This is a genomic window from Streptomyces sp. NPDC006430 (genome assembly GCF_040612395.1).
Lineage (GTDB): Bacteria > Actinomycetota > Actinomycetes > Streptomycetales > Streptomycetaceae > Streptomyces.
This window is the reverse complement of the sequence record NZ_JBEXQA010000054.1, coordinates 1-26393: the sequence shown is the minus strand read 5'-3', so window position 1 is coordinate 26393 and position 26393 is coordinate 1. Positions and strand designations below refer to the sequence as shown.

At 72.2% G+C, this 26393-nt stretch carries 28 protein-coding genes and 1 pseudogene; 7 read left to right on the top strand and 22 right to left on the bottom strand.

Annotation, left to right across the window (positions count from 1 at the left end; translation table 11 throughout):
• Positions 1-83 precede the first annotated feature (83 nt).
• The 4 genes and pseudogenes from ABZZ20_RS35155 to ABZZ20_RS35140 all read right to left on the bottom strand — a co-directional run bounded on the left by ABZZ20_RS35155 (position 84) and on the right by ABZZ20_RS35140 (position 4410).
• Complete coding sequence (locus tag ABZZ20_RS35155; protein ID WP_356876804.1) at positions 84-1901, bottom strand: ankyrin repeat domain-containing protein; 1818 nt, start codon at positions 1899-1901, stop codon at positions 84-86.
• Positions 1898-3037, bottom strand: coding sequence for a gala protein (locus ABZZ20_RS35150; RefSeq protein ID WP_356876802.1), 1140 nt, complete (start codon positions 3035-3037; stop codon positions 1898-1900). The genes ABZZ20_RS35155 and ABZZ20_RS35150 overlap by 4 nt, the downstream gene beginning before the upstream one ends.
• A gap of 57 nt (positions 3038-3094) precedes the next feature.
• Positions 3095-3167: pseudogene (locus tag ABZZ20_RS35145) on the bottom strand.
• Between the two features lie 124 nt (positions 3168-3291).
• The gene (locus tag ABZZ20_RS35140) at positions 3292-4410 is read right to left on the bottom strand and encodes a hypothetical protein (protein WP_356876800.1); all 1119 of its coding nucleotides are present in this window, start codon (positions 4408-4410) and stop codon (positions 3292-3294) included.
• 161 nt (positions 4411-4571) lie between these two features.
• Between ABZZ20_RS35140 and ABZZ20_RS35135 the strand changes: the two genes are divergently transcribed.
• Entirely contained in the window at positions 4572-5387 is an 816-nt protein-coding gene (locus tag ABZZ20_RS35135) for a glutamate ABC transporter substrate-binding protein (protein ID WP_356876798.1), read from the top strand.
• Here the strand turns inward: ABZZ20_RS35135 and ABZZ20_RS35130 are convergent.
• Positions 5371-6327 carry a superoxide dismutase gene (locus ABZZ20_RS35130; protein ID WP_356876796.1) on the bottom strand — a complete coding sequence of 319 codons (957 nt, stop codon included), beginning with the start codon at positions 6325-6327 and terminating at the stop codon, positions 5371-5373. The genes ABZZ20_RS35135 and ABZZ20_RS35130 overlap by 17 nt on opposite strands.
• Positions 6328-6498: 171 nt before the next feature.
• Positions 6499-7065 carry a DJ-1/PfpI family protein gene (locus tag ABZZ20_RS35125; protein ID WP_356876794.1) on the bottom strand — a complete coding sequence of 189 codons (567 nt, stop codon included), beginning with the start codon at positions 7063-7065 and terminating at the stop codon, positions 6499-6501.
• 277 nt (positions 7066-7342) lie between these two features.
• On the opposite strand from ABZZ20_RS35125, the gene ABZZ20_RS35120 reads away from it, so the two are divergent.
• Both ABZZ20_RS35120 and ABZZ20_RS35115 read left to right on the top strand, forming a co-directional pair.
• A complete protein-coding gene (locus ABZZ20_RS35120; RefSeq protein ID WP_356876792.1) occupies positions 7343-8164 on the top strand; it encodes an endonuclease in 822 nt (273 codons plus the stop codon).
• Between the two features lie 128 nt (positions 8165-8292).
• A complete protein-coding gene (locus ABZZ20_RS35115) occupies positions 8293-8598 on the top strand; it encodes a DUF3040 domain-containing protein (protein WP_356876790.1) in 306 nt (101 codons plus the stop codon).
• 68 nt (positions 8599-8666) lie between these two features.
• Here ABZZ20_RS35115 and ABZZ20_RS35110 read toward each other — a convergent pair whose 3' ends face one another.
• The 3 genes from ABZZ20_RS35110 to ABZZ20_RS35100 form a co-directional block, all read right to left on the bottom strand.
• Complete coding sequence (locus ABZZ20_RS35110; protein WP_356876788.1) at positions 8667-9098, bottom strand: GNAT family N-acetyltransferase; 432 nt, start codon at positions 9096-9098, stop codon at positions 8667-8669.
• Between the two features lie 49 nt (positions 9099-9147).
• Complete coding sequence (locus ABZZ20_RS35105) at positions 9148-10791, bottom strand: glycoside hydrolase family 20 protein (protein ID WP_356876786.1); 1644 nt, start codon at positions 10789-10791, stop codon at positions 9148-9150.
• A 79-nt stretch (positions 10792-10870) separates the two neighbouring features.
• A complete protein-coding gene (locus tag ABZZ20_RS35100) occupies positions 10871-12103 on the bottom strand; it encodes an MFS transporter (RefSeq protein WP_356876784.1) in 1233 nt (410 codons plus the stop codon).
• 167 nt (positions 12104-12270) lie between these two features.
• Here ABZZ20_RS35100 and ABZZ20_RS35095 point away from each other — a divergent pair, with 167 nt between their 5' ends.
• Positions 12271-12732 (top strand): MarR family transcriptional regulator, encoded by a 462-nt coding sequence (locus tag ABZZ20_RS35095; protein ID WP_356876782.1) that lies wholly within the window; start codon positions 12271-12273, stop codon positions 12730-12732.
• 69 nt (positions 12733-12801) lie between these two features.
• On the opposite strand, the gene ABZZ20_RS35090 is transcribed toward ABZZ20_RS35095, so the two are convergent.
• From ABZZ20_RS35090 to ABZZ20_RS35065, 6 genes are all read right to left on the bottom strand, one after another.
• Positions 12802-13248, bottom strand: coding sequence for a hypothetical protein (locus ABZZ20_RS35090; protein ID WP_356876780.1), 447 nt, complete (start codon positions 13246-13248; stop codon positions 12802-12804).
• A 221-nt stretch (positions 13249-13469) separates the two neighbouring features.
• Positions 13470-13994 (bottom strand): hypothetical protein, encoded by a 525-nt coding sequence (locus tag ABZZ20_RS35085; protein ID WP_356876778.1) that lies wholly within the window; start codon positions 13992-13994, stop codon positions 13470-13472.
• Positions 13991-14530 (bottom strand): SigE family RNA polymerase sigma factor, encoded by a 540-nt coding sequence (locus ABZZ20_RS35080; RefSeq protein ID WP_356876806.1) that lies wholly within the window; start codon positions 14528-14530, stop codon positions 13991-13993. The genes ABZZ20_RS35085 and ABZZ20_RS35080 overlap by 4 nt, the downstream gene beginning before the upstream one ends.
• A gap of 164 nt (positions 14531-14694) precedes the next feature.
• On the bottom strand, positions 14695-15150 hold the full coding sequence (locus tag ABZZ20_RS35075; protein ID WP_356876776.1) for an LPXTG cell wall anchor domain-containing protein: 456 nt from the start codon (positions 15148-15150) through the stop codon (positions 14695-14697).
• A 101-nt stretch (positions 15151-15251) separates the two neighbouring features.
• The gene (locus ABZZ20_RS35070) at positions 15252-16841 is read right to left on the bottom strand and encodes a glycosyltransferase (protein ID WP_356876774.1); all 1590 of its coding nucleotides are present in this window, start codon (positions 16839-16841) and stop codon (positions 15252-15254) included.
• Positions 16842-16965: 124 nt separating this feature from the next.
• Complete coding sequence (locus ABZZ20_RS35065) at positions 16966-18459, bottom strand: PLP-dependent aminotransferase family protein (RefSeq protein WP_356876772.1); 1494 nt, start codon at positions 18457-18459, stop codon at positions 16966-16968.
• Between the two features lie 29 nt (positions 18460-18488).
• On the opposite strand from ABZZ20_RS35065, the gene ABZZ20_RS35060 reads away from it, so the two are divergent.
• Positions 18489-19430, top strand: coding sequence for a DMT family transporter (locus tag ABZZ20_RS35060; protein ID WP_356876770.1), 942 nt, complete (start codon positions 18489-18491; stop codon positions 19428-19430).
• A gap of 22 nt (positions 19431-19452) precedes the next feature.
• Here the strand turns inward: ABZZ20_RS35060 and ABZZ20_RS35055 are convergent, their stop codons facing one another.
• Positions 19453-19827, bottom strand: coding sequence for a YbjQ family protein (locus ABZZ20_RS35055; protein WP_356876768.1), 375 nt, complete (start codon positions 19825-19827; stop codon positions 19453-19455).
• A 155-nt stretch (positions 19828-19982) separates the two neighbouring features.
• Between ABZZ20_RS35055 and ABZZ20_RS35050 the strand changes: the two genes are divergently transcribed.
• The gene (locus ABZZ20_RS35050; protein WP_356876766.1) at positions 19983-20801 is read left to right on the top strand and encodes an SAM-dependent methyltransferase; all 819 of its coding nucleotides are present in this window, start codon (positions 19983-19985) and stop codon (positions 20799-20801) included.
• Positions 20802-20812: 11 nt separating this feature from the next.
• Here the strand turns inward: ABZZ20_RS35050 and ABZZ20_RS35045 are convergent, their stop codons facing one another.
• Entirely contained in the window at positions 20813-21724 is a 912-nt protein-coding gene (locus ABZZ20_RS35045) for a helix-turn-helix transcriptional regulator (RefSeq protein WP_356876764.1), read from the bottom strand.
• A gap of 86 nt (positions 21725-21810) precedes the next feature.
• Positions 21811-22044 carry a DUF397 domain-containing protein gene (locus ABZZ20_RS35040; RefSeq protein ID WP_356876762.1) on the bottom strand — a complete coding sequence of 78 codons (234 nt, stop codon included), beginning with the start codon at positions 22042-22044 and terminating at the stop codon, positions 21811-21813.
• 340 nt (positions 22045-22384) lie between these two features.
• Here ABZZ20_RS35040 and ABZZ20_RS35035 point away from each other — a divergent pair, with 340 nt between their 5' ends.
• The gene (locus ABZZ20_RS35035; protein ID WP_356876760.1) at positions 22385-23107 is read left to right on the top strand and encodes an SH3 domain-containing protein; all 723 of its coding nucleotides are present in this window, start codon (positions 22385-22387) and stop codon (positions 23105-23107) included.
• Positions 23108-23146: 39 nt separating this feature from the next.
• Here ABZZ20_RS35035 and ABZZ20_RS35030 read toward each other — a convergent pair whose 3' ends face one another.
• The 4 genes from ABZZ20_RS35030 to ABZZ20_RS35015 form a co-directional block, all read right to left on the bottom strand.
• Complete coding sequence (locus ABZZ20_RS35030) at positions 23147-23527, bottom strand: NTP pyrophosphohydrolase (RefSeq protein ID WP_356876758.1); 381 nt, start codon at positions 23525-23527, stop codon at positions 23147-23149.
• 36 nt (positions 23528-23563) lie between these two features.
• On the bottom strand, positions 23564-24496 hold the full coding sequence (locus ABZZ20_RS35025) for an AAA family ATPase (protein WP_356876756.1): 933 nt from the start codon (positions 24494-24496) through the stop codon (positions 23564-23566).
• 3 nt (positions 24497-24499) lie between these two features.
• A complete protein-coding gene (locus tag ABZZ20_RS35020; RefSeq protein WP_356876754.1) occupies positions 24500-25714 on the bottom strand; it encodes a T4 RnlA family RNA ligase in 1215 nt (404 codons plus the stop codon).
• A 127-nt stretch (positions 25715-25841) separates the two neighbouring features.
• Positions 25842-26276, bottom strand: a complete 435-nt coding sequence (locus tag ABZZ20_RS35015) for a VOC family protein (protein WP_356876752.1) — start codon at positions 26274-26276, stop codon at positions 25842-25844.
• Positions 26277-26393: the final 117 nt, after the last annotated feature.

Sequence of the window (26393 nt, the reverse complement as noted above, 5' to 3'; positions counted from 1 at the left end):
GACCCCGCCATCCACCAAGCCAACAGCAAGATCAACGCGCCCACCGACGAGCCTCTGGCGGCATAGAGGTTGACTCAGGAAACTCATGCGTCCTCGTCGTCCTCGTGCTGTTCGTCGCTGTCGCGCTCGTCCATGTACTCGTCGAACCATTCGGAGCCGAGGTCGGGGAACTCCTCCTCCACCCGGCTGCGCAGGAAGGCGAGGTCGGCGCGTTTGTAACGACGCACGACCTGGGCCAGCGAGAGTTCGGACTCGTCGACGACGTCGATCCGGCTGCCGGCCGCGACGAACTCCCGGACCAGGTCCGCGGAACCCCCGCATTGGACGGCCAGTTGCAACGGGGTGTGGCCCGTCTTGGCCTGGGCCTCCAGGTCCAGGCCCGCCGTCAGCAGCCTGGGCAGCAGGACCTCGTGGTCGAGGAGGTGGAGCACGTGGAGCAGCGTGTACCCGCGGGCGTCCCGGACCCGGGGGTCCGTCCCGGCGTCGAGCAGCGCCACGACGCCCGGGGTGTCCCCGTGCTGAGCCCGCAGGAACAGCTCCCGCTGCTGCGCCCGCAGGGCGCGCGGCAGCCGCCCTTCGCCCGTGGTCCAGGTCTGTTGCACGGCGAAGCAGCCGGCGACGGCGCCGCCGAACGCCCGCATGGCACGCTCGCGCTGCTGCTCCTCGCGGCTGTGCGGGAGGAGGTCCAGTACGCCGCCCCGGGAGTGGACCTCGTGCCACTCGCCGCGGCAGCGCACCCGTACCGGCTTCGGCTCGTCAGGGCCGGGCGGACCGGCGGCCGGGCCGGCCTCGGGGAACAGGGCGGCGCTGACCAGCGGATGCAGTGCGCGCGGGGTGATCCGGCCGGTACGGACCAGTTCGAGGTCGGGGAGCCGCTTCCAGGCGAACAGCGGTAGCCGGGCCAGATCCTTCGTCTCGTCCCGGCTGATCGCCCGAATCCGGAGCCGGTCGTCCGGGCCGGAGCCCGTCCGCTCCACCAGAAGGCCGCCGCGCCAGTGCACGGATATCCGGAACCGTTCGCCCGCCCCGGCCTCCGTGAGGCGCCGCACTTCCGACCCCAGCCGCGTCAGGTCGAGCGCGGACGTCGCCATGAGGGATTCCGGGTCCATCGGCCTGCCGTAGCGCCGGGGCTCTTCGGGCACGGTCAGGTCCCGTTCGATGCCGGCGGCCTCGTAGGCCTCGGCGAACTCTCCGCGGGCGTGGCACAGGGCGACCCACTCGGCGTGTCCGGCCGGGTCGGCCGCGCCGGGGTCCGCTGTGGGGAGCTCGGGTGCGCGCAGCGGGGTGCCGTCCGGGCCGAAGAACGGCAGCCTTTCGGCGCTGCCGTGGCGTGCGCGCAGCTCGGCGGTGTGCCGGGCGTCCCAGAGGTGTCGGGCGGCGGTCCAGTCCTCGGCGCGGAAGTGGTTGACGTAGGAGTAGAGGATGCGGTGCTCGGCCGGGTCGACCGGGGCGCAGTGCAGCCTCAGCCGCTGCGGACCGTCGATCATCGGACCGGTGGTGACGGACAGCACCGGCGCGTCGGCTCCGGTCCCGTAGCGGGCGAGCAGGACGCGCACGTCGGGGTCGAGGGTCGTACGGCCGCCCAGGACGCGCGGGAGGTGCCAGCGCACCAGGTCCGGGGCGAGGTGGCGCAGGTCGTCCTCCACCGCCTCGGCGACGGGGACCCCGTGTCGGGCGGCGAGTCCGGGCAGGCCGAACGCGATGTCCACGGCGGCGGCTGCACAGGCCTTCCGCCACTCACCGGCCAGCCGGTGCCCGGTGGCCCGTTCGATCATCCAGCCGGGTACGGCGTAGCGGCGGATCCGCTGCCAGGCCGGGCCGTCCTCGTCCAGGAATCCGCCGGGCAGCCGCGCCGGGGCAGCCTCTTCGGCTGTTCCGGACGGTGCGGTGCGCGGGCTCACCGGTACACGCTCGTGATGGCGCCGAGGTCGGGGTGGGCGGGTCGGGCCGGCCGCAGCCGCGTGGCGAAGGACCGCTTCACCTTGCGGGGCAGGCCGGGGCCCAAGCCGACGTACTCCAGTGGGGAGTCGTCGGGGACGGCGGCGAGCAGGCACTTCGCGCCGCGGCCCGTGAGCCCGGTGTGACGCAGTTCGAGGCGGCGCAGGGGGCTGCCGGGGAGTGCGGCGGCCAGCGCGTACGCGCCCGTGTCGCCGGTGGCGTTGCCGGTGGAGCCGAGGCTGCGCTCGGACATCGCCCGCCCGAGGTCCAGGGCTTCGATGGCACCGAGGGCGTCGGCGAGGGCTCGGGCGCCGGCCGGGCCGATGCCGTTGCCACCGAGGCCGAGGCGGACCGGGCGTGCGGGGTCGGAGGCCGCGGCGGCGGCCAGGATCGCGGTGCCCTCGTCGCCGAGGTGGTTGGCCGGCAGGTACAACTCCCGCACGTCGGCCTCCCGGATGAGGGCGGCGAGCAGGGGCGCGGCCTCGGCGGTGAGGCCGTTGCCGCCGAGGAAGAGCCGTTCGAGGGGGGTGTCGCGGGTGAGCAGGGCATCGAGGAGGAGGCGTACCCCTTCGGTCCCGATGCCGGTGTTGACCAGATCGAGGGTGCGCAGCGTCCGGTTGCGTCGCAACAGGTCGGCGAGGGTCCGGGCGCCGTCTTCGAGGACCGGATTCCGCTTGAGCCACAGGGCCTTGACCCCGGTGTCGTGCGCGAGGGCGTCGGCGAGTGCGGTCACGCCGTCGGGGCCGATCCGGTTGCAGCCCAGGTAGAGGGTGTGCAGCCCGTGTCCGTTGCCGAGGGCGCCCGCGAGCGTACGGGCTCCTTCGTCGCCGATCGAGTTCGTGCCGAGCAACAGGTGCCGGGCGTGCGGAGAGCCGGCGGCGGCTGCCGCGACCCGGGCCGCACCGGCCGGTCCGAGGCCCTGCTTGCACAGGTCGACGCGACCGTCCGCACGCAGGGTTCCGATCGGGAAGACCTCGTCGGCCTCGACGTCCTCGCCCGCGGCCAGCCGGGCGAGCAGCGGGTCGAGCCCGGCCGGGTCGGCGAGCGGCAGGTCGGGGTGCTCGATCGCGGGGCACCGTACGGGTGTCGGCTGTGTCATCACCACTCCACCGGTCCTTCGCCGGTGCCCGGCGTCCACAACGACATGAAGAAGACGCAAGACCGGTCGGATTCGAACCGACGTCCTCCAGCTCGATGCGTGGGCGCGACGACCTCTGCGCTACGGCCTTGCTGCGGGAGATCATACCGGCCGGCCGGCTCAAACTCGATCACCAGTTTGAACTGGTTACTCGCCCGACTGCTGTTCGTGATCAACCGGGGCCCGCCACCCACGGGGCGTCCCGCCCCGGGCCGTCACCACTCGCCGTCCTGTACCGCGTTGCCCGGCCTCGGGGCGTTCCCGAGGGGTTTGACCTGACCGGGAGCCGGTGACGTCCACGGCGCGTGGTCGTCCCCGAGCCAGTCACCCACCGGCTTGACCCGGGCCAGGGCGTCGGACGGCGCGAGGTCGGTGCCGGTCTCGTCGTAGTAGTCGAACCAGGGCAGCCCGGCGCGGGTGTACGCGGCGCGGTCGACCGGCGACGGCGGAGCGGCCTCGCCGGTGATGCGGCTCCACACGGGCGGGGGCACCAGGTGGACGAAGACCCGTCCGGCCGGCGCCCCGGCCCAGTCGGACAGCGGTCGCTCGTCCCGGTAGACCTCCTGCCGCATGGAGCCTCCGGCGCCCAGGCCCATGGCCGGCGCGGGCGCGGGTACCGGTCCGCCGCCCGGTGGGGGCGCGCCGGGAGGCGCCATCGCCATCGGCATCGCCGGCGACCCGCCGTAGCCTCCGGGCGCCGACGCGCGGGCCCTCCTGCCGGCCGCACGGATCCGCTCCGCCTCCGCCTCCCGCCACCGCGCCAGAGCCGGCCCGGCCAGGGGGAAGGCCTGGAGCTGCACCCCGCCCACGGTCTCCTCGCCGGTGACCTGGCCCTCGACGGTGGCGCCGAGCCCGAGCGGTACGGCAACGAACTGGCGCACCGTCCCGTCGCCCGAGTTGATCCCGTCCAGCCACGGCTGCCTCGGCAGCACCACGTAATTCTGCGGGGACCGGCCCAGCCGCCCCGTCCACCGTGCACCGGAGACGGCGCACACCTTGCCGACGCCGACCTGGAGGGCGGCGGGCTCACGGCTGCGACCGAAGCTCAGCCACATCGCCTCGCGCAGGTACACGGGCAGCATCACCCCGCCCTTGGCCAGCCACTCGGGCGGCACTGTGTCCGGGTAGTCCTCGACCCGGCGCAGTGGGAACTCCCCCAGCCCCGGCGGCAGCGCGTGCGTACCCGACTCGGGGAGGCGCAAGGTGCGAATGAAGCGGATATCTACCCCATCGCCCAAGAGGAGTGCATTTCCATCGATCCGTACCGAACTTGCCACTACGCCCAACCCCCTTATCCCGTTCGCGGCGCAATGCGCCGCAGAAACACCGCCCATCCCGGATCGTTACCTCAAGTTTTGCTCAATTCCAGTGACACCACGCCGGCCACCTTCCTAGCTTCCTCGTACACGCGTGTTGACGCGTGTCACGTTCCCGCGGTTCCACGCGATCCGGCGATCCCGCTCCGCGTCCCGCGTTCCCTAGGAAAGAGTGCAGCATGAAGGTTCCCAAGGCCGGTGCGTTTGCCGCAGTGATCGGCCTCGCCCTGACCGCCTCCGGGTGCGGCGGTGACGACGGCCCCCAGGGGAACCTCTCCATCGGCATCAAGTTCGACCAGCCCGGTGTCGGACTGCGCGAGGCCAGCGGCACCTTCTCCGGCTTCGACGTGGACGTCTCCACGTACATCGCCAAGCAGCTCGGCTACAAGCCGGAGCAGATCGAGTTCAAGCGGGTCGACAGCTCCGACCGCGAGCTGCTGCTCCAGTACAACGAGGTCAAGTTCGTCGCGGCCAGCTACTCGATCAACGACAAGCGCAAGGAGAAGGTCGACTTCGCCGGCCCCTACTTCCTCGCGCACCAGGACCTGCTGGTCCGCGCCGACGAAACCACGATCACCAAGGCCGAGGACCTCAACAACAAGAAGCTCTGCTCGGTCACCGGCTCCACCTCGGCCGAGAACATCAGGAAGAACCTGGCCCCCAAGGCCAGCCTCCTGGAGCTCGACGGCTACTCGGAGTGCGTCATCGCGCTCCAGGACGGCCTGGTCGACGCCCTCACCACGGACAACTCCATCCTGGCTGGGTACGCCGCCCAGAAGGCGAACACGGGCAAGTTCAAGCTGGTCGGGCTGAGCCTGAGCAACGAGAACTACGGCATCGGGGTCAAGAAGGGCAACAAGGAGCTCCAGGGCAAGATCAACGACGCCCTGAAGAAGATGGTCCAGGACGGGTCCTGGGACGCGGCCGTGAAGAAGAACTTCGGATCAGCCAACTTCAAGAACGAGCCCGCGCCCGTGATCACAACGGGCAGCTGACGATCGTCGAAGAGGTGGTGGGGTCCGACCAGTCGGAGTCGAAGGCGGCGTTGACCACGTAGAGGCGGCCGGCGTGGACCGCCGCCGTCGTCGGTTCGTCGAAGCGCGGGTCGGTGATCTGCCTGAGGAACCGGGCCCGCCGGCCGTCCGCACTGAGGGCGAACACGTCGATGGAGTAGTTCCAGTTGCGGACGACGTAAAGCGTGCGGCCGTGGACGACGAGCCCGTCCCCGTTGCCCACCGCACCGCCGTCGAGCGCGACCCTGGCGGCTTCGCCCGTGCGCGGGTCGACGCGGAACAGGGCCTGCACGTTGTCGTTGACCACGAGCAGCGCCCGGCCGTCCGGGGTCCGCTCGATGCCGTTGGAACCCCAGGACTGGCCGCCGGGCGGGGTCGGGGTCCACTCTCCACCGAGCTCCACCGTGCGCGGCGCCCCGCTGGGGCCGGAGCCGGAGCCGGTCGACAGGAAGTACAGGACGTCGTTGAAGGAGTCGGTGAACCACGCCCCGCCGCAGCCGACGATCACGTCGTTGACGAAGGCGGTGCCGGTGGCGGCCTGGTGGGTGGCCAGCACCCGGCCGTCACCCGCGTGCACGACGCGGATCTGACCGCTCGCCCCGCCGGCGACGAGCAGGCGACCGTGCCCGTCGAGCTTGAGCCCGACGGACATCGCCCCCTGCCCCACGGTCAGTAGGCGCCCGGCCCCGGTGGCGAGGTCCACCCGGTAGATCGATCCGTCGAGCAGCGACCCCGTGTAGGCGAGGCCGCCCGGTGAGACGGCGATGCCCTCGGGTTGGAATCCGGGCGGGGTGGCGAGGGTGTCCGGCCGGGACGCGGCGGGCCGGGCCCGGGCGAGCGGTGCGAGCGGTCCCACGAGCGCGGCGCCGCCAAGGGCTGCGGCTGCACCGACGAACCTGCGCCGACCTAAGGGTCCGGGCATGGCGTGTCCTTTCAACTGCACTGGGAACGGGGGTAGTTGAAGCAGCGGGCTGACCCTGCCACCTCAGCACACCTCCGCCGCCCCGTCAGTCCCCGATCCGGACACTTCACAACGGAATGGGGAACCTCCCCTTCGCCTTCCCCACCCGGCCGCCCGATGCTGCCGCGGGCCTCAGGTCAACGGGGCCTTGGCGCTCAGTACCTTCAGGAACTCCCTCATCCACGCCGAGTGGTCGGGCCAGGCACGGGACGAGACCAGGGTGCCGTCGACCACGGCCTCGGAGTCCTCGTACGCGGCCCCGGCCGCCTTCATGTCCAGTTCCAGTGCCGGATAGGCGGTCACCCGCCGGCCGTCCAGCCCGCCGCTCGCGGCGGTGATCAGCGGACCGTGGCAGATCTGGGCGATCGGCTTGTCGGAGCCGGTGAAGGCGGCCAGGATCCGCCGGACCTCGGGGTCGTTGCGCAGGTACTCCGGGGCCCGACCGCCCGGGACGACCAGGGCCGCGTACTCCTGCGGATCCACGTCGGCGAACGCCACGTCGGCGGGCCAGGTGTAGCCGGGCTTCTCCGTGTACGTGTCGAAGCCCTCCTCGAAGTCGTGCACCACGAACCGCAGCTTCTTGACCGTCGGCGCCGCGATGTCGACCTCGTACCCCTCCTCGCGCAGCCGCTGGTACGGGTAGAGGACCTCCAGCGACTCCGCCGCGTCGCCGGTCACGATGAGGATCTTCACTGCCATGGGCTGCTCCTGGTAGGGGTGTTCGATGTGGCCGCGTCGGTTCGGCCCGCGCCGGGGCCTGTGCCACCGTGCCGCGGCCCGGGCGTTCTGCCAAGGGGGTCTCACCCGTTCGGAGGGCGGGGCGAACGCGCGAGTGAAAGACGAGGGACAGAATCCGGCCTTCCGACACATAGTTTTTACCTGTTCGGCACATGACAATGTGAGCCTCGCTCTGCCACCTGACGCCCCGCCAACTGCACCGGCGGGGGCGGTGAATGTGAAGAGGTGCCCCCACACCATGAGACTTTTCAGCCGCACTCCCTGGGCTGCCGGCCTCGCCGCCGCGACCCTCCTCCTCATACCCGCCACCGCGTCGGCGGGCTCGCAGCGGACGGCGGCTCCCCACGCCGACGCGACCGCCGCCGCCTCAACCGCCGTGGACACGTACTACGCCACCGCCGAGGGCAAGACCGGAGCCGCACTGAAGACGGCTCTCCACAACATCATCAAGAACCAGTCCAAGGTGACCTACGACGGCGTGTGGAACGCCCTGAAGGTGACCGACCAGGACCCGGCGAACCCGAACAACGTCATCCTCGTCTACTCGGGCCGCTCCCAGTCCAAGTCCAGCAACGGCGGCGGCGCCAACGACTGGAACCGCGAGCACGTCTGGGCCAAGAGCCACGGCGACTTCGGCACCGCCACGGGCCCCGGCACGGACCTCCACCACCTGCGCCCCGAGGACGTCACGGTCAACAGCACCCGCGGCAACAAGGACTTCGACCGGGGCGGCAGCCCGGTCTCGGAGGCGCCCGGCAGCTTCACCGACTCCGACTCCTTCGAGCCGCGCGACGCGGTCAAGGGCGACGTCGCACGGATGCTGCTCTACATGGCCGTGCGCTACGACGGCGGTGACGGCTTCGCCGACCTGGAGATGAACGACAAGGTCAACAACGGTACGGCCCCCGCCATGGGCCGGATCAGCGTACTGAAGCAGTGGAACCAGCAGGACCCGCCGGACGCCTTCGAGCAGCGCCGCAACCAGGTCATCTTCGACACCTACCAGCACAACCGGAACCCGTTCATCGACCACCCGGAGTGGGTCAACTCCATCTGGTGAACCCCGGCCGGCAGGCCGTCCCCCCAGCCTCGGGCGGGCTGTGAGGGTTGGACCGCGCCAGGCAGGGTATTCGCAGGTCAGAGGCTGCGGTGCGCGCCGCCCGGCGACGGCAGCCGATGGAGGTCGTCATGGACGGAGCCGGACTCTCCGACCGCGAGCAGCGCGCCCTCTCGGCGATCGAGGCCGATCTCGAGGGCGACCGCTCCCTCTCTCGGATCCTGAGCTCCACGCCCCCGCGTCACCGCACCGCGGTCGCCTGCCTGCTCGGTGCGGTGACGCTGGCCCTGCTCATCGCCGCGGCGATCACCGTGTCGCAGCCCTTGATCTGGGGTTTCGCCGCCACCTGGACCCTGACCGTGGTCCTGGCCCTCCCGCTGATCGGCCGGTCGGTCCGGCGTCGCTGGCAGCGCCGGGAGCATGCGGGCCGGCCGTAGCGGACCCGTCCGCCCGCCTGCTCCGGCCGGCTCACCTGCTCCGGCCGGGCCCGCCCGCTCGGGGCGGCTCACTGCTCACCGAGAACCATCCACTTGCCCTGGTGCGCCAGCGGTTCGAACCCCACCTTGGCGTACACGCCGTGCGCGTCCGCCGTGGCGAGCAGGACCCGGCGCAGCCCGTACGGGGCCATGTGGTCACGGACCGCGGCGGCCAGGGCCGTCCCCAGACCCTTGCCCCGGACGGCGCGGTCCACGTAGACGTCGCAGAGCCAGGCGAAGGTGGCCCCGTCGGTGACGACGCGGGCGTAGCCGAGTTGGTCGCCCGAGGCGGTGTCGTACACGCCGAAGTTCAACGAGCCCGCGATGGCCAGGTCCTGCTTCTCCCGGCTCCGGCCGCGCGCCCAGTAGGAGTCCTGCGACAGCCACCGGTGGACGAGCGCGGCGTCGATTCGGGCAGGGTCGGTGGACATCTCGTAGCCGTCCGGCAGTGTGGTGTTCATGCCGGCATCCAAGCAACGCGAGCAGTCGTCGGGCGAGCGAATTTGCGGATCACCCTGGGGGCTGGAGCCGGTCCGCGAGCGCCTTGAAACCAACCCAGGGGAGCTGCGGCGGGCGGGCGTCCCAGACCTTCTGGGACAGCGCGGCCAGGGGGAGCCGGATCCCCTCCGCCACCTGCGCCTGGGTTTGGGCTCCGGCGAGGTCGCACCACACGGCCAGCCGGGCGCCGAGGACCTGTGCCGCGTACCGGGCGGGCACCGCGGTGGTTCCGCGCAGCACCATCGGGGTCCACTGCTCGTAGATCCGGCGCCCGGTCGGGTAGGTGAACTGGTTCGGCTCACCGAGGACGTAGTACAGGTACTCGTCGTTGAGGTTGACCAGCGTGCGGCCCTCCCTCAGGTACTCCAACGGCGGCCGGGCCCCGAGCTCCCGGCCCGTCCAGTACTCGACCTGGATGTCCTTGGCGGCCTGCACCACGCCCCCGGTGAAGAAGCCGTCGTTCCACGCCTTGGGCACCCTGCCCGCAGGACGCACCACGCCGGCCCGGTCGTTCAGCCAGCCCGTCGCCAGGTCCTGCACCCGCGCCGAGGGCCCGTACCGCTGCTGCGCCGCCCGGGCGAGTTGGGGGAAGGAGGCCTGCGGATCGCGGTACACCAGCGCCTGGTACTCGTCAGCGCCCAGGTGCCAGAACCCACCGGGGAACAGGGGCAGGTACTCCCGCAGCAGTTCGTCGATCAGCTTGGCCGCGGCCGGATTGGATATGTCCACTGCGCCCTTGACCGCCCTGCCCCGTACGTCGCGCAGTTGCAGGCCCGGGTGGGCGCGCAGTACCGCCCCGAGGTGCCCGGGCGAGTCGATCTCGGGCACCACGGTGATGTGCAGGCGTGCGGCGAGCGCGGTTATCCGCCGGACCTCGGCCTTGGTCAGGTGCGGTGTGGAGACGATCTCGGGGTGGGTGTCGGACTGGATCCGGAAGGCCTGGTCGTCGGAGAAGTGCAGGCCGAGCTGGTTCAGCTTGAGGTCGGCCATCTCGTGCAGCCGGTCCTCGATCCAGCCGGCCGTGAAGTACTTGCGGGCGATGTCGAGGCCGAGGCCGCGCTGGGGCTTGGCCGGGGCGTCACGGACGGTGCCCTCGGGGGCCGAACCGGCCGACTTGACCTCTTGCTTGAGGGTGCGGGTGCCGTAGAAGACGCCGGCCTCGTCGGGGCCGGTGACCCGGACCCGGCCGTCACGGACGGTGAGGGTGTAGGACTCGGGCGGCCCGGAGTTCTTGGCGCCGAGGGTCAGTTCCACGTCCCCGGGGCGCGGGGCGGCGGACTCGGCGAAGCCCATGTTCAGTTCACCGGCGAGCAGCTTGCCCTCGTCGGCGAGGGCAGCGCCGTCCCGGGGCGGTATGACGACCCGTGCGGCGGCGGACGGCTTCCAGCCGGGACCGCGGGCCGGGACGTGCTCCCGTACGGCCGGGATGGTGCGCGGCGCGGTGGACAGCGCGAAGGACGGGGTGGGTGTGGGGGCGGGGGCGGCGGAGGCGGGCGGTGAGGGGGCGGCAGTCGCCGAACCCGTCGGGACGGCGCTCGGCGCCCGGGCCGGGCTTCCGGTGGCCGCGCAGCCCTGGACGGCAAGGCAGACCAGCGCGGCGACTGTCGTCGACGCGATGACGCGACCTCTCCTGACCTGTCCGGAACGTTTCATCATGCTCCCGTGTCCCCCGTGTCCCCCGTACCAACCTGGCACGGGGGACACGGGAGCGCGACCGGACGGGTGAAGGCTTGCGTCAGATCAGCGCGTCGCGCGCGGCGGCGGCGAAGGCGTGCTCCTGATCGAGCGCGCCGACGCCGACGCCGACGGCGCCGGGGCGCAAGGACGTACGCCGCTCCAGCGCGCCGGAGACCACGGCGAGCAGCAGGGCCGAGGCGGCCAGGGCGGCGCCGACCCAGTTCGGGGCGGTCCAGCCGAGCCCGGCGGCGATGACGAGCCCCCCGAGCCAGGCTGCGAGCGCGTTGCCCAGGTTGAAGGCGCCGATGTTGACGGCGGAGGCCAGGGTGGGGGCTCCGGCGGCCTGGTCGAGGACCCGCTTCTGCAGCGGCGGCACGGTCGCGAAGCCGAGGGCGCCGATGAGGACGATCGTGGCGGCGGCGCCGGCCTTGCTGTGGGCGGTGAGGGTGAAGAGGGCCAGGACGAGGGCCAGCGCGCCCAGGGACACGTACAGCATCGGCATCAGGGCACGGTCGGCCAACCGGCCGCCCACGAGGTTGCCAGCAACCATGCCGAGGCCGAAGAGGACGAGGAGCCAGGTGACGGAGGTGTCGGCGAAGCCGGCGACGTTGGTCATCATCGGGGTGATGTAGGTGATCGCGGCGAAGACGCCGCCGAAGCCGAGGACGGTCATCGCCATCGCGAGCAGCACCTGGACGTTGCGGAAGGCGGCCAGCTCGTGGCGGAGCCGGACGTCCCCGGGCCGGGGCAGTTCGGGAACCAGCTTGGCGATGCCGAGCAGGCCGAGGACGCCGAGGGCGGCGACGATCAGGAAGGTGACGCGCCAGCCGAGGGTCTGACCGACGAGGGTGCCGAGCGGGACGCCGACCACGTTGGCCACGGTCAGGCCGGTGAACATCATGGCGATCGCGCCGGCCTTCTTCTCGGGGGCGACCAGCCCGGCGGCGACCACCGAGCCGATCCCGAAGAAGGCGCCGTGGGCGAGGGAGGCGACGACGCGCCCGGCGAGCATGACCCCGAAGACGGGGGCCAGCCCGGAGAGCACGTTGCCCGCGACGAACAGGCCCATGAGCAGCATCAGCATGCGCTTGCGGGGGACACGGGTGCCCAGAACGGTCATGAGCGGGGCGCCGAGGACGACGCCGAGGGCGTATCCGGTGACCAGGTAGCCGGCGGTGGGGATGGACACGCCGTAGTCGGCGGCCACCTCGGGGAGGAGTCCCATGATCACGAATTCGGTGGTGCCGATCCCGAAGGCCCCGATGGCGAGGGCGAGGAGTGCGAGAGGCATGAGGGGGTGCCCTTCAAGGGGGGAGGGTGTGGTGCTGTCGCGACACTTGCCGTCGCCGCTTACGTGCGTCCACATTAATTGCAAGCGCGGGATATTTGCAAGCGCGGGCTATTGCGACAGTGGCCTATCCTGGGAGCGCACCCGGGACACCGTTCGAAGGAGCAGCCATGACGGCCACGGACAGCGCACTCACCGCTCTCGCGCAGGGCTGGTGCGCCCTCTCCCTCCTGCACGGACGGATCGAGACCCACATCGAGCGGGCGCTGCAAGCCGGACACGGGCTGAGCGTGCGCGAATACGCGCTGTTGAACGTCCTCAGCCGCCAGCACGACGGACCGGGCGGCCACCTGCGCATGCACCAGGTGGCCGACTCGGTGGTGCTCAGCCAGAGCGCGACCACCCGGCTGGTCAGCCGGCTGGAGGACCGCGGGCTACTGAACCGCTACATCTGCGACACGGACCGGCGGGGTATCTACACCGACGTCAGCGCGGCCGGCCTGGCGCTGCTGGCCGCTGCCAGGCCGACCAACGACACCGCACTGCGCGAGGCGCTGGACGAGGCCGCCCGCGACCCCGAACTCGCGCCGCTGGTCGCGGCCGTGGAGAACGCCCGGCCCGGCGTCGCGTAGCGCGTCCAGGTCTTCGGGCAGTCGGCTCGCGGACGTTGGACGGTCGGCTCGGGGTCGTCAGTCAGGCAGTCAGGCAGTCAGGCCCTCGTCCGCTTCCCGGTGCATACCCGTGCACAGCGCCCACACGACGAAGATGTTGACGGCGATCAACGCCATGGCCCACCAGGGGTAGTACGGCAGCCACAGGAAGTTGGCGATCGCTCCCAGACTGGCGACGGCGACCCCCAAGTAGCGCGCCCACAGGGCCCCACCGAGCACGGCGACTCCGGCCAGGACGAGAACGATGCCGACGATGAGGTGGATCCAGCCCCAGGCCGTCAGGTCGAATTCGAACACGTAGTGGCGGGTCACGACGAACAGGTCGTCCTTGGCGAGGGCCGCGATCCCTTCGAAGATCGCCATCGCCCCGCCGAAGATCATCAGGACTGCCGCCGCGACGGTGGTACCAGACGTGGGTGCATGCGACGGACTCGGGTGCGCGCGGCCTGCTCGCGGACTGGTGGCGTCACTGGCCATGTCGATCTCCTCGGGTGGCAGAGCCGGCCGAGCGTCGCGGGACCGGCGAGATCCCCCGCCTCAGCGTGTCACGGTGGCTCTGCGTCGGCATTCCGGCCGACCGTGCCCACGCCAGCCGCCCCGGTCGAGTTCCGAGCTCCGACGCCCGACCACGGACCCCAGTGGCCAGGCCCGGACTGCCCGCGGGCCGGTCCGGCGGTGCGCAGTCCGGATCGCCGGCATCACCCGGTGGGACCAGCGCTCGGCGAGGACGGGGACACACGCGGCGAGAACGAAGGGACGGCGGACGGGGACGAGGCCCTCGACGGCGAGGCCGACCGCCTGCCCGACGGGGTCGGCGTCGGCGTCGGCGTCGGGCCGGGCGTGAGCGCCGGCCGGGTCCCGGGGGCCGAGGAGGGCCTCGGCGACGGCACCGCAGACGGGCCCGGGGTGGCGGACCCCGAGGTCGGCCCGGGTCCGGTGATCTCCGGCGGCGCGGCGGGCGGCACCGGGCGGACCGGTGCCGCGCCAGGGGCCAGCAGCACGTACCCGGCCACCGCGGCGGCAGCCGCTGCGAGTCCCGCCAACGGCAGCGCGAACCGTCGCAGACCCAGCCGCAGCCGCGCGACGGTCAGCCGCCGCAGGTGCGGCCCCGGCGGATCCGCGGGGCGCAGCTCGCGGACGGTGATCCCGGCAGCGCGGGCGTCGAGGGCCCGGCGCAGCCTGCGCTCGACGGGGCGCTCGCCGGGGTGTTCGCCGTGCGTCATATCCGTCCCTCCAGAATCCGTTCCAGCGCGTCCAGGGCGCGGCTCGCGTTCGACTTCACCGCGCCACGGCTGATCCCGAGGGTGGTCGCGATCTCCGCCTCGCTGAGATCCGCCCAGTAGCGCAGTACGAGGACCTGCCGGCGGCGCGGGGTCAGGCGGCCGAGTGCGGCGAGGACCTCGCGGTGCGCCTCGTCGAGGACGACGTGTTCCTCCGCCGAGGGGAGGTCCGGCGCCTCGGGCGGCGTCCACGCCCGGGCCGTGCGTCTGCGGCGCAGTACGGACCGGGAGGTGTTGACGACGGCCGTGCGCAGGTAGCCCAGGGCGTTGTCGACCTCGCTGATCTGTTCCCCGTGGCGTCGGTACAGGGCCGTGAAGGCGTCTTGGACCACGTCCTCGGCGGTGGCCAGGTCGTCGACGAGCAGCACCGCCAGCCGGACCATGCGTAGCCGGTGGGCGTGGTAGAGCTCGGTCACGGTGGGCTGCGGCGCGTCACCGCGCAGGACGCCGCCGTCGTACGCGGACCCGTACGCGGACACGGACCCGTACGCGGGACCGTGGCCGTACGGCTGCGCGGGGGGCGGCGGGGTGGCCCGCTCGCGGCGGAGCACCCACGACCACAAGCCCCGCCACGCCCGGCCGAGGCCGGGCGTGAGGGGGCGTGCGCAGGGTGCGGGTGGTGCGAGGTGGAGCACGGTGGTCCTCAGCCGTTGGCCCGGCGCCGCAGGGCGTACAGGGTCCCGGCCCCGGCGGCGATGAGCCCGGCGGCTCCGGCCCCGAGTGCTGCGGTGGTCGCGGAGGATCCGGTGTGCGCGAGCTGGTCGCCGGCCGGCGCCGGGGTCACCGAGGGGGCAGCCGAGGGCGCCGTGCTGGGCTGGGCGGACGGCGTCGCCGTCGGAGGCATGCTGCGCGACGGCGTGGGCTGGACGCTGGGCGCCGTCGTCGGAGGCACGCTGCGCGACGGCGTGGGGGCAGTGGTCGGGAGCACGCTGGGCACCGCGCTCGGGGACACGCTGGGGGCGGGCGACGGGGCGGCCGAAACCCCCTGCGCGGCGAAGGCGGGTCCGGCCAGGGCGACGACCACCCCGGTTGCAGCAGCGGTGAGGGCAGCCCGGCGGACGGCCAGGGGGACGCGCTTCAGGTTCTTCACGGTGGTCACGGTGGTTCTCCACGGTCGACTGCGGGACGCGGAATGACGCCCTTCACCCCCGCACGACGCGCGAGGTCCCGGGAGGTTGCCGCTGATTCCGAAAAACTTCTTCACGCCTTGGGCGGCAGCGGGATCCGGCGGACCACCTCGAAGCTGAGATTGCCGTACGCGGTGAAGAAGGCGGCTGCCGCGAGTTCGGTCGCGCCGCCCGGGTCGTGGGCGACGACGCGGGCCCGGCGCGCCGTGCGGTCGAGGTCGGGCGCGTGCCGGCGACCCAGCCGGACCGAGCGCGTGACGCCGTCCGCCCGCACGTTCAAGAAGCAGTCCCAGGTGCCGGGCAGGATCGGGCCGCCCCCGGGCACCTCGGCCAGGTCGAGCTCCGCCAGGAACCCGGCCATCGTCAACTCCGGGTCCTGCGCCGCGAGTTCCGGTGCCGGGCGGGACCGGACCGGTACGACGTGCTCGCTGCCCGTCTCCCGTGCCCGCAGCACCAGCTCGCTCTGCATGCGGTCGGTCCCGAGCGATTGGATGTACGCGTGGCCGGTCAGCCGTACCCGGCCCCCCTGCCAGGTCATCGATGCCAGCTGGTGGTGGGTCTTGAGCTGCTCCGTCACGTCGAAGAGCACGTCGGGCAGCCCGGCCGCCGGGTCGCGGAAGAGCGGGAAGCAGCGGTACACGCGGCCGTCGTCGACGATCTCGCGCGGCGCCGGCTCCTTCGCCGGGTCGTACTCCACCAGCCGCTCGAACGCGGTCAGCGGGCCGCAGGCGAACGCGTACAGCCGGATCCAGTCGATCCGGGGCAGTTCGCCGCCCATGTCCGGCTTCCAGTACGTCTCCACCAGCGCCCGCGACCGCTCGTAGACCTCCGCCGTGAAGGCGGGGTTCTGGTGTCGGGCCGCGACGGCCGGCCGCAGCGCCGTGCGCAGCAGGCTGCGGAAGTGCCGGCCGAGCATCCGGCGCCGCCCCACCGGATCCTGCACCCGCTCGGCCACCAGAGCCATGACGCGTTCGATGTGCGCCACCGTCTCGTGGGCCGTGCGGGGGCGTGCGGTGATGTTCCGGCCGTCGTCACGGTGGCGCAGGAAGTAGCAGTCGTAGTCGCCGACCACCGAGATCTTCCCGGCGGCCAGGAACACGGCCGTGACGAAGACCTGGTCCTCGCCGTACCAGAGGTCCTCCGGGTAGCGCAGGTGCGTGCCCTCGATGACCTGACGGCGCATCAGCTTGCCCGAGTGCAGGGAGCGGTAGACCTCCGAGGTGTAGAGGTCGGCGTCCTCGGCGTGCCGGTGTGCCTTCTCCGAGACGGTCCGGCCGAGTCCGACCTGCTTGGCGAGCACGAGGTCGCTGCCCTGGGTCTCGGCCATGTCGAGCAGCCGCTCCAGCGCCTCGGGGCCGAGGTAGTCGTCGGAGTCGAGGACGAAGACGTACCGGCCGCGGGCCAGGTCGAGGGCCCGGTTGCGCGGCCCGCCCGGGCCGCCGGAGTTCGGCTGGTGCAGTACGCGCACCTGCGGGTACCGGGCCGCGTAGCGGTCCAGCTCGGCGCCGCTGCCGTCGGTCGAGCCGTCGTCGACCGCGATGACTTCCAGTCGCTCGGCCCCCAGGGTCTGCCCCAGCACGGAGTCGAGGCACGCGTTCAGGTACGGCATCGCGTCGTAAACGGCGATGATCACGGAAATGTCGGGGGCGGACGCGGGGTGCATGGCCCCGAGCATAAAGTTCGCCCCTGGCGCCGCCCGCGCCGGTGCCTCCCGCGCCGGGGTCCGCCGCAGGCCAGGTCCGCCACAGGCGGGGCCGGCCGCTGCGCCCGCCGGCGCACGCAGGGGGTCAGTGCACCCGGCGCAGGGCCTCGCCCAGGAGCGCGATCCCCTCCTCCAGCTCGCTCGGCGGGCCCGCGGCGTACCCCAGGACCAGCCCCGGGGGTCCGGAGCGGACCCGGTGCCAGGACAACGGGTGGGTCTTGACCCCGAGGGTCAGGGCCGCCGCCGCGAGGGCGGTGTCCTCGAAGGCCGCGCCGTCGAAGGTGACCATCAGGTGCAGACCGGCCGCCGCGCCGTGCACCCGGGCGCCCGGCAGGTGCGCGCCGACGGCCCGGAGCATGGTGTCCCGCCGGCGGCGGTGGCGGCGCCGGACGAAGCGCAGGTGGCGTTCCAGCTGGCCCGACTCCATCAGCCGGGCCAGCACCAGCTGGGCGAGGACCGGATTGCCGAGGTCCGCGTAGCGTTTGGCGGCGGCCACCGCCTCGCGCAGCCGCGGGGGGACCAGCAGCCAGCCCAGGCGCAGTGCGGGGGCGAGCAGTTTGGACACGCTTCCCGCGTAGCAGACGCCCTCGGGCAGCAGGGCGCGCAGCGCGGGGACGGGTGCGCGGTCGTAGCGGTGCTCGGCGTCGTAGTCGTCCTCGATGACCAGGCCCCCGGCCGCCGCCCAGCCGAGCAGCTCCCGACGGCGCTCGCCGTCGAGCACCACTCCGGTCGGGAACTGGTGGGCCGGGGTCAGCAGCACCGCCCCGGCCCCGCTCGCCCGGAGCGCCGCGGTGTCCAGCCCGCCCTCGTCCACCGGCACCGGCACCGTGTGCAGCCGTCCGTACTCCAGCTGCTGGCGTGCCCCGAGCGAGCCGGGGTCCTCCACGGCGACCGTCCGTACGCCGTCCTCGCGCAGGACGTGGGCCAGCAGGCCCAGTGCCTGGGCGACGCCGGCGACGATGACGACCTCCTCGGGTTCGGCGCGGATCCCCCGGTTGCGGGCCAGCCAACCGGTGACCGCCGCCCGCAGCGCCGGAGCGCCCTGCGGGTTCCCGTAGCCGAAGTCGGCCGGCGTCAGCCCGGCCAGTACGCGGCGCTCGGCCTGGAGCCATGCCGTCCGCGGGAAGGCGGTGAGGTCCGGGACGCCCGGCGAGAGGTCGATCCGACACGGTGCGGCGCGCAGCGCGTCCACGAGCGGGCCGCCCGGCTGCGGCCCGAACGGCCCCGCCGGGACGTCACCCGCGGCTTGGGGCCCTGCCGCGGTCGCCGCCGCGGACACGCCGGGCGCGGCGACCACGACGGTCCCCGCGCGGCCGCGGCCCACGACCTGGCCGGCGTCCGCCAGGCGCTGGTAGGCCTCGGTCACGAGCCCCCGGGAGACCGCGAGCTCCGCCGCGAGGACCCGGCCCGCCGGGAGCCTGCTGCCCCCGGGGAGCGTGCCGTCCGCGATGGCGGCGCGGATGCGGGCCGTCAGCCACTCGGTGCGCCCGCCCGGCGGCGCCTGGCCGATGTCGAGCTGGAGGAAGTCCGAACCTGCACTTTTGGACCCCTCAGAGTGATGCGGTTCGGCACTGCTCATGGGTCCAATGGTGGCAGAGGCTGGCCGCTATGAACACCTCCGCTCCCCCGGCCTCCGGCACACTGCGCGATCTCGCCCCCGGCACCATCGGCATGGTGCTGCTCGGCGGCAGCGTCACCGTCTCGCGTTCCCTGATCCACGCCCCCGTCTTCGCCACCCAGGCCGTCCGGTACGCGGTCGCCACGCTGCTCCTGCTCGCGTTCGCCCGCGTCGCCCGGGTGACGGTCCTGCGGCCGCGCGGCCGGGAGTGGCTGTGGCTGGCCGGGATCGCAGCCACCGGCCTCGTGCTGTTCAACGTGGCCGTCGTACGCGGCGTCGAGCATGCCGAGCCGGCCGTCATCGCCGTCGCCGTGGCATCCGTACCGATCCTCCTCGGGGTGCTGGGCCCGCTGCTGGAGCGCCGCCGCCCCAGCCGGCGGGTCCTGTGGGCGGCCCCCGTCGTCATGGCCGGGGCCGTCCTGGTGGAGGGCACGGGCCGCACGGACGCCGCCGGGGTGGCCTGGGCGGCACTCGCGCTGGCTTGCGAAGCCGGGTTCACCCTGCTCGCCGTGCCGGTGCTGCGGCGCCACGGACCGTGGGGGGTCTCCGTACACGCGGTGTGGCTGGGGGCCGTGATGCTGGGGGTGCTGACGCTGCTGACCGGGCGCCCGTCCGACCTGCTGGCGCTCGGCCCGACCCAGTGGGCGGCCGTGGGCTACCTCGCCGTCATGGTGACCGCCGTGGCGTTCCTGCTCTGGTACCGCACCGTGGCCGCGGTGGGCGCCGGCCGGGCCGGGCTGCTGACCGGGGTCGCGCCCTTGGCCGCAGCCGCCATCGGCGCGTGCACGGGTGGTGGGGTGCCGGGGCTGCCGGTGTGGCTGGGACTGGTCGTGGTGGTCGCCGGACTGGCCGCCGGGCTCACGGGCCCCCGACGCGGGCCGGTCCGGGAGCGGCCCGCGCCCCAGCAGGAACGGGCGCCCGCATCCCCTTGAGGGGCTCGGATCGCCGAGGAGGTCAGGCGGAAACGGGGGCGAGCACGACCGCGGTCCCGTACGCGCACACCTCGGTCCCCACGTCCGCCGCATCGGTCACGTCGAACCGCATCATCAGCACGCCGTTGGCGCCGCGGGACTTCGCCGCTTCGATGAGCCGCTCCATGGCCTGGTTGCGGGTCTCCACCAGGGTCTTGGTCAGACCCTTCAGCTCACCGCCGATCATGGACTTCAGGCCTGCGCCGATCTGGCTGCCGAGGTGGCGGGAGCGCACGGTGAGGCCGAAGACCTCGCCGATGACCCGCTCGACCCGGTAGCCGGGGACGTCGTTCGTGGTCACCACCAGTACGCCGGTCTGTTGGGCCCCGGGGCCGCCGCTGTAGTCATCGATACCCATGGCACCCACTGTGGCGGCGGCCCCGGACCCGCGCATACGGACTTCGGCGGAATTCAGCCCGGGGCGATGACGTGCGGCGCGCGGGCGATCCCCCGTACCATGGGCCGTTACCTCAACCACAGGCCCGTGACCGGGCCGTGAGGAGGGCAGGGCCGATGGAGTCGGGGCAGCAGCCGCAGAAACCCCTGATCGACATGCACACCCCGAGCGTCGCCCGGATGTACGACTGGCTCCTGGGCGGGGTGGAGAACTACGCCAGCGACCGCGAGGCCTGCACCAGGCTGTTGCAGATCGCCCCCAGCACTCAGCTGCTGGCCCGCAACAACCGGGCGTTCCTGCGGCGCGTCGTGCACGTCCTCGTGGAGGAGTACGGAATCCGACAGTTCCTCGACCACGGCTCCGGTCTACCCACCCAGGACAACGTGCACGAGGTGGCGCAGCGGGCCGACCCCACCTGCAAGGTCGTGTACATCGACAACGATCCCATGGTCCTCGCGCACGCCCAGACCGCCCTGCACGAGGACGGCCGGACGCTGGTCCTGCCCCACGACCTGCGGATGACCCGGCAGATCCGGCAGGACACGGACCGCTTCCTGGACTGGAACCGGCCCATCGCCGCCCTGTTCGTGTCCGTCCTGCACTGCCTGCGGGACACGGACGACGACAACGACCCCGCCGCGGTCGTGCGCAACACCGCCGCGCTGCTGCCGCCGGGCAGCTGCATGGTGATCTGCCAGCTCGTCAGCGACGACCCCGTCGTACGCCGTGACGTCACCCAGCTCATGGACGTCACCACGCACGGCACGTGGGGCCGGGTGCGCGAAACCCACGAGGTGCGCCGGTACTTCGACGGCCTGGACGTCCTCGACCCCGGTCTCGTCGACGTGGTCGACTGGCGGCCCGACATCCCGCCGCCACCCCCGCAGAACCGACCGCGGGACTGGGTCGAGTGGGGCGGGGTGGGCCGGCTCTGAGGACCGCCCGCTTAGTGGCTGAACTGCCGCTCCGCCTCCCGGATCAGGAAGACGCTCTCGTCCTTGGACGCCGCCGCGTGGCGCAGGTTGCTCAGGGCGTTGCGGTAGTCGTCGAGGGCGCGCGGCCTGGTCACGTAGTTCGCGCCGTTGACGTGTTCCACGTACGCCAGCTCGGCGTGCTCACCGTCGCGGAACTTCAGGTGGGTGATCGGGTAGGGCGGCGTGGCCCCGTACTCCCGGGTCATCTTGAGGATGCGGATGCTCACCTTCTCCGTTTCGCCGGCCCGCAGCAGGTGGGTGAGCTGCTCGTGCATGACGGCGGCGTTGCCGCAGCGGCGGTGTAGGACGCCCTCTTCCAACAAGGCGGTCACCCGGGGCAGGGGGCCGTCCATTAATCGCAGTTGACGCTCGGTGCGCAGTTCGACGACCCGTTCGACCTCCTCGGGATCGGCGCTGGGCATGACGGCCCGCACCATGTGCCGGGCGTACTCGCGGGTCTGGAGGATGCCGGGGACGACGAGGTTCTCGTAGACGCAGATCTCCTCGGCGTCTCCTTCGAGCTGGATCAGCCGTTTGAGGAAGTCGGGCGTGACGTCGCTGAACTGCTCGTACCACTCGGAGTCGCGGGCGTGCTCCAGGAGCCGTTCGAGTGCCCGCATCCCGTCGGCATCGACGCCGTAGAAGCGGGCCAGATCCCGCACGTCACGCGGCTTCGGGGGGCTTTCGCCCCGCTCCATCCGGCTGATCTTCGACACCGATCCGCGTACGACCGGTGCGACCTGCCTCAGGGTGAGGCCGCGGGCCTCCCGGCACCTGCGCAGTTCCTGCCCCAGCAGGCGGTCGGCCGCTGCCCGGCTCGTCTCCCTTCCCAACGGAAGGACGGGAGCGACGGGCTCGGGCAGCGGCTCACGGAGGGCGGACATGGCGACTCCCTATGACGACGACAACGGTCCGTCACAGAATGGTTTGCCCCTGTCTACCCCTCAAGCCTTGGCCTCAGCTTGAGCCGTCATCCAGCCAGATGGTCGAATTCTGCATGTTTTGCCCCTTCGATGAACGCCTCGATCTCGGCGGTCGTGAACACCAGCGCCGGCCCGTCGGGGAAGCGCGAGTTGCGCATCGCCACGCCTCCGCCGGGCAGGGCGGCGACCTCAACGCAGTTGCCGTTGCCCACGCTGGAACTGCTCTTCACCCACACCGCACCGGGAATCTCGCTCGCCACCACGCCGTTGCTCGTCTGCATGATCGGACCCCTCCTCGTCGGACGCGCATGATCGCGCTTGCCGTGCGGTCCCACACGGTCCCGCAGGGCTCCCACGGACACACGGCAAGCCCTGACAGGAATGCTAACGAGCGGGAGGAGGCACGGGAGTCCCTCGAACGGGTGCCTCGACTCGCGATCCTCCCTCCGATCCGAAGCGTGACCAAACGGAAGCAGATTGGGCATTTCGGGCTAAACGGCGGTGAGTCAACGGCGCGGGACGCCCCTGCCTCGCCATAGTCATCCCTGGCGACCGCCTGGTCGCCGCCCCGGCCCGCGGCGCATCGCGGCCGGGCGGATGTCTTCGTAGAGGAGCCTGCACATGCAGAAGCCCACCAGGACCATTCTCGCTCTCGCCGCCGGAAGCCTGGTGCTCGGCTTGGTCGGCGCGGGCACCGCCGTCGCGGACGAGGACCCGATGGCCGACACGCCGTCGCAAGGGGTCGTTGCCGACGAGCCGGAGAACGACCAGTCCGGAGCGCACCACGACAGGGATTACGCCGTCGGCAAGGTCGTCTCGCACGGCCCGCTGAAGCTCCGCAGCGGGCCGAGTACCCGCTTCAAGGCTGTGGGCCAGGTGAAGCCGCGCCACAAGGTCGCCATCGTGTGCAAGACGCACGGCGAATCGATCGACGGCAACGACCTCTGGTACCGCCTCCACCCCAAGGAGGAGCACGGACAGCGGCCTGGCGACGAGAAGAAGGAGCAGGGACAGCGGCCCGGCGACGAGCGGGAGGAACACGGACAGCGGCCCGGCGACGAGAAGAAGGAGCACGGACAGCGGCCCGGCGACGAGCGGGAGGAACACGGACAGCGGCCCGGCGACGAGAAGAAGGAGCACGGACAGCGGCCCGGCGACGAGCGGGAGGAACACGGACAGCGGCCCGGCGACGAGAAGAAGGAGCACGGACAGCGGCCCGGCGACGAGAAGCAGTCCTCGGACGAGTCGCTCGAAGGCGACGACAGGAACGGCAAGGAAGAGAAGGAGATCTGGGTCGCCGCCCGGTACGTGAAGAACCAGGACGACGTGAAGTGGTGCGACTGACCTTCCGGTCCGGACATCGACCTGCCCTTCACCGACCGGTCAGTCCACCGGGCGTACGGCGCGCGGCCCCAGGCACTGCGCCCCGTACGCCCGCACCCGCTCGCGCAGTTCCCGGTCGGCCGTGACCACGACGCAGCCGCGTCCTTCGAGGGACGCGGCCAGTTCCACGATCCGGTCGTCGCCGCTCCCGGGCGCCGGGTCCACCCGTACTCCGGGCACGGACTCGACGCCCCGGGCGGCGCCCTCGACCACGAGGACGATCTCCTCGATGCCCTCGATGCCGTGGATCCCCTCGCCCCCGACCGGGCGCTGCTCCGCGAGGCGGTCGCGCAGGCGTTCGGCCGCGCCCCGCCGGTCCCGCCACCAGCCGTCCGGCACGGAACCGACGACATTCGCGGCGTCCACGATCAACACGCTCATGGCGCCAGTATGGGCGGCTCCCGCGGCTCCCGCGGCTCAGAAGTCGCCGTAGTTGACCTGCCAGGTGGGCAATCCCATCCGGCGCCAGACCGCGACCACGCGGTCCCGGTCGTCCAGCGACACCCGCACCGCGTACCGGTGACGCACGTGTGCATCGAACAGTTCCGCCTTCACCACGTCGTCGCGGCGCGTGTCGCCGAGCGGACGCATCCACAGCTCGTCGTAGGGGACCTCGTGGCGTCGCAGCCACGCCTCCGTCTGCAACCGGTGTTCCTCGCCGCGTCCCGACAGCAGCACGACCGTGTCACCGTCGGCCCGCTTGAAGGCGTCCAGCGCGTACCGCACCGGGGCGTTGAGCAGGTCGATCTCGCAGCGCGAGAAGTCGTACGGGCTGCGGTCGCCGGTCAGCGCGAGCGTTCCGTCGATGTCGCACATGACCGCCGGGGGCAGCGCCGGGTCGGCGACGTACGGTTCGACCGCGGGCTGGTCGTTCAACCACTCCGCGGTGAGCCGCCAGCCGCCCTTCTTGGCGCTCATGCGCTTGCCGTCCAGTATCCGGATGACCTCTTCGCCGACCGGCCGCTCACGGGCGGCGTCCCGGCGCAGGCACTCCTCCACCGGCACGTCGGTGAAGTCGTGCACGACGAAGGTGGCGCGCCCACCGACCGCCGCCTTCAGCCGCTTGGGGATGCGGGAGGTCAGGTGCGTGTTGTCGACGACCACGTCGAACCCGTCCTCCACGGCAGCGCGCACCGCCGTGTCCTGGATGGCCAGTACGGTTTGCTCGTGCCGGTACGAACGGCCCCGCTCCGGGTCGGGCAGATCGAGCATGGCCCGCAGGTCGTCCAGGTTGACGCGGCGCATCCGCCCTGCGGCCTCGGCCTGCAGGGCGCGCGCGGCGGTCGTCTTCCCCGAGGCCGGCAACCCCGTCATGACGTGGACGACGGGGCGTACGGGGTCTTCGGACACTGGTCAGTTCTCCTCATCGGTGGTGAAGGGGTCGGACGCTTCGGGCCGCACGTCCCGCCATACGACGAGCTCGGTGGACCGGTCGTCCAGGCGCAGGAACATCGCGGCACGCATCCAGCGGTCGGGAAGGGCCTTCACGGCGCGCGCGAACGCGCCCCGGTCCCCTGCCAGGTGGGCGAGCTGCGCGAACGCCTCGTCGATGGCGCGCTCGCGCTGCGCCGCCGCGGCGTCGAGGCGGGCGACCACCTCGCGCACCCAGGCGTCGAACTCGTCCGGTACCTGTTCCAGCAGTGCGTCGAGGGGCTTGCCGCCCGAGGCCTCGATGTCGGCGACCGTGCAGTTCAGGCCCTGGGCCAGCTCCTTGACGGGCAGACCGGTGAACCGCTCGATGCCGTGGCTGCGCCAGATGTCCCGTTCGGTGACGCCGGTGACAAGCCTGTGGAGGCGCACGTACTCGGCCAGCTTGGCCTTCGCGCGCACGCCGGAGGCGAACCGCAGCACGAAGCCCTCGGCGTCGGTGCCGGTGGCGCGCTCCCCGCCGGGCATCGTGTTCGACTCGGCCAGCGCCATCAGCTCGTCGAGCGGCATGGCGGGCCACACCGTGACGACGGACCCGATGCCCTGCCAGTGGGCCGCGGCCTCGGCAAGCGGCACCTCGGTGCCGTCCCGACCGAACGCGGCGAGCAGGACCAGGTCCCGGCGTTCGCCGTAGTCGACGACGATACGATTCTGCGGGTACAGGACCTCGGCGAGGTACGTGACGCCGGGGACGAGGGCCGAGGTGTCCCGGCCGTCGAGCCGGCGCTGCCCCCAGGTCGCCTGGGCACTGATGAAGGACCCCTTGGAGGCCACCCGCCAGCTGCCCGCGTAGTGGAAGACCACCGCGAGACTGCCGTCAACCTTGTCGTACACCTCGAACGGCTCGTCGGGCAGGGCCGGTGCGTACGGCTGGCCGGACTCGTGCTCGCCGACGTTGAAGAACTTCGGCAGCGGCAGCGCGACGATCTCGCCGGTGGTGTCGTCGGCGACGAGTCCTCGGCAGCGCGTGGTCACCCGGTTCCAGACGCGCTCGTACTGTGCCGTGCGCGTGTAGGTGTAGATGGACAGCGGCAGTTCGGGGTGCGGCTTGCGGGTCACGTGCCCGGCCTCGACGGCTGCCGCCAACTCCTGCGGCGGCAGCAGGTCGTGCAGGGTCAGATAGGCCTGGCTCTGGCCCATGGGTTCCTCCCGGTTCGAGATGGTTCATTCTCACGTGCGGGAGGGTTGCCCGGTATCGAATTATCGCTGGTCGGACGGGACTGCCGTGACGGAGTCGGCGCACGGGTCCGTGCGCGGTGCAGGTCCCTCAGTGCGATACGCAGAGCTCATTTCCTTGCGGATCGGCGAGCGTGGTCCAGGTGAAGGGACCCTGGCGGCCCTCGTGCAGGTGCCGGGCGCCCTTGGCGATCAGACGCCGGACCACCTCCTGCGGGTCGTCGGAGCCGGTGCGGACATCCAGGTGGACGCGGTTCTTGACCGTCTTCGACTCGGGGACGAGTTGGAAGAGGATGCGGGGCGCGCGGTCGAGTCCCTCGGGGTGGCGGATGGCGGCGCCGGCCTTCCAGACGAGGACGCCGCGGTGGGTGGTGGTGTCCTCCTCACGGGCGTGGCCGGCGGCGACCGTCGTTCGGATGAACTCTTCGTCGGTCGGCTCCACTTCCCACCCGAGGGCGTCGGCCCACCAGTCGGCGAGGGGGTGCGGCTCGGCGGAGTCGATGGTCACCTGAAACGTGTATGCCATGGGGGGACCCTACTGAGGAGGACTGACATTGATACTCGTAGCGGGTTCCGGTGGTCGTGGCTCAGGGTCTGACTGACGTCCTGCTGGACTGTCCTGCGACTGTTCTGTCCGGCTACC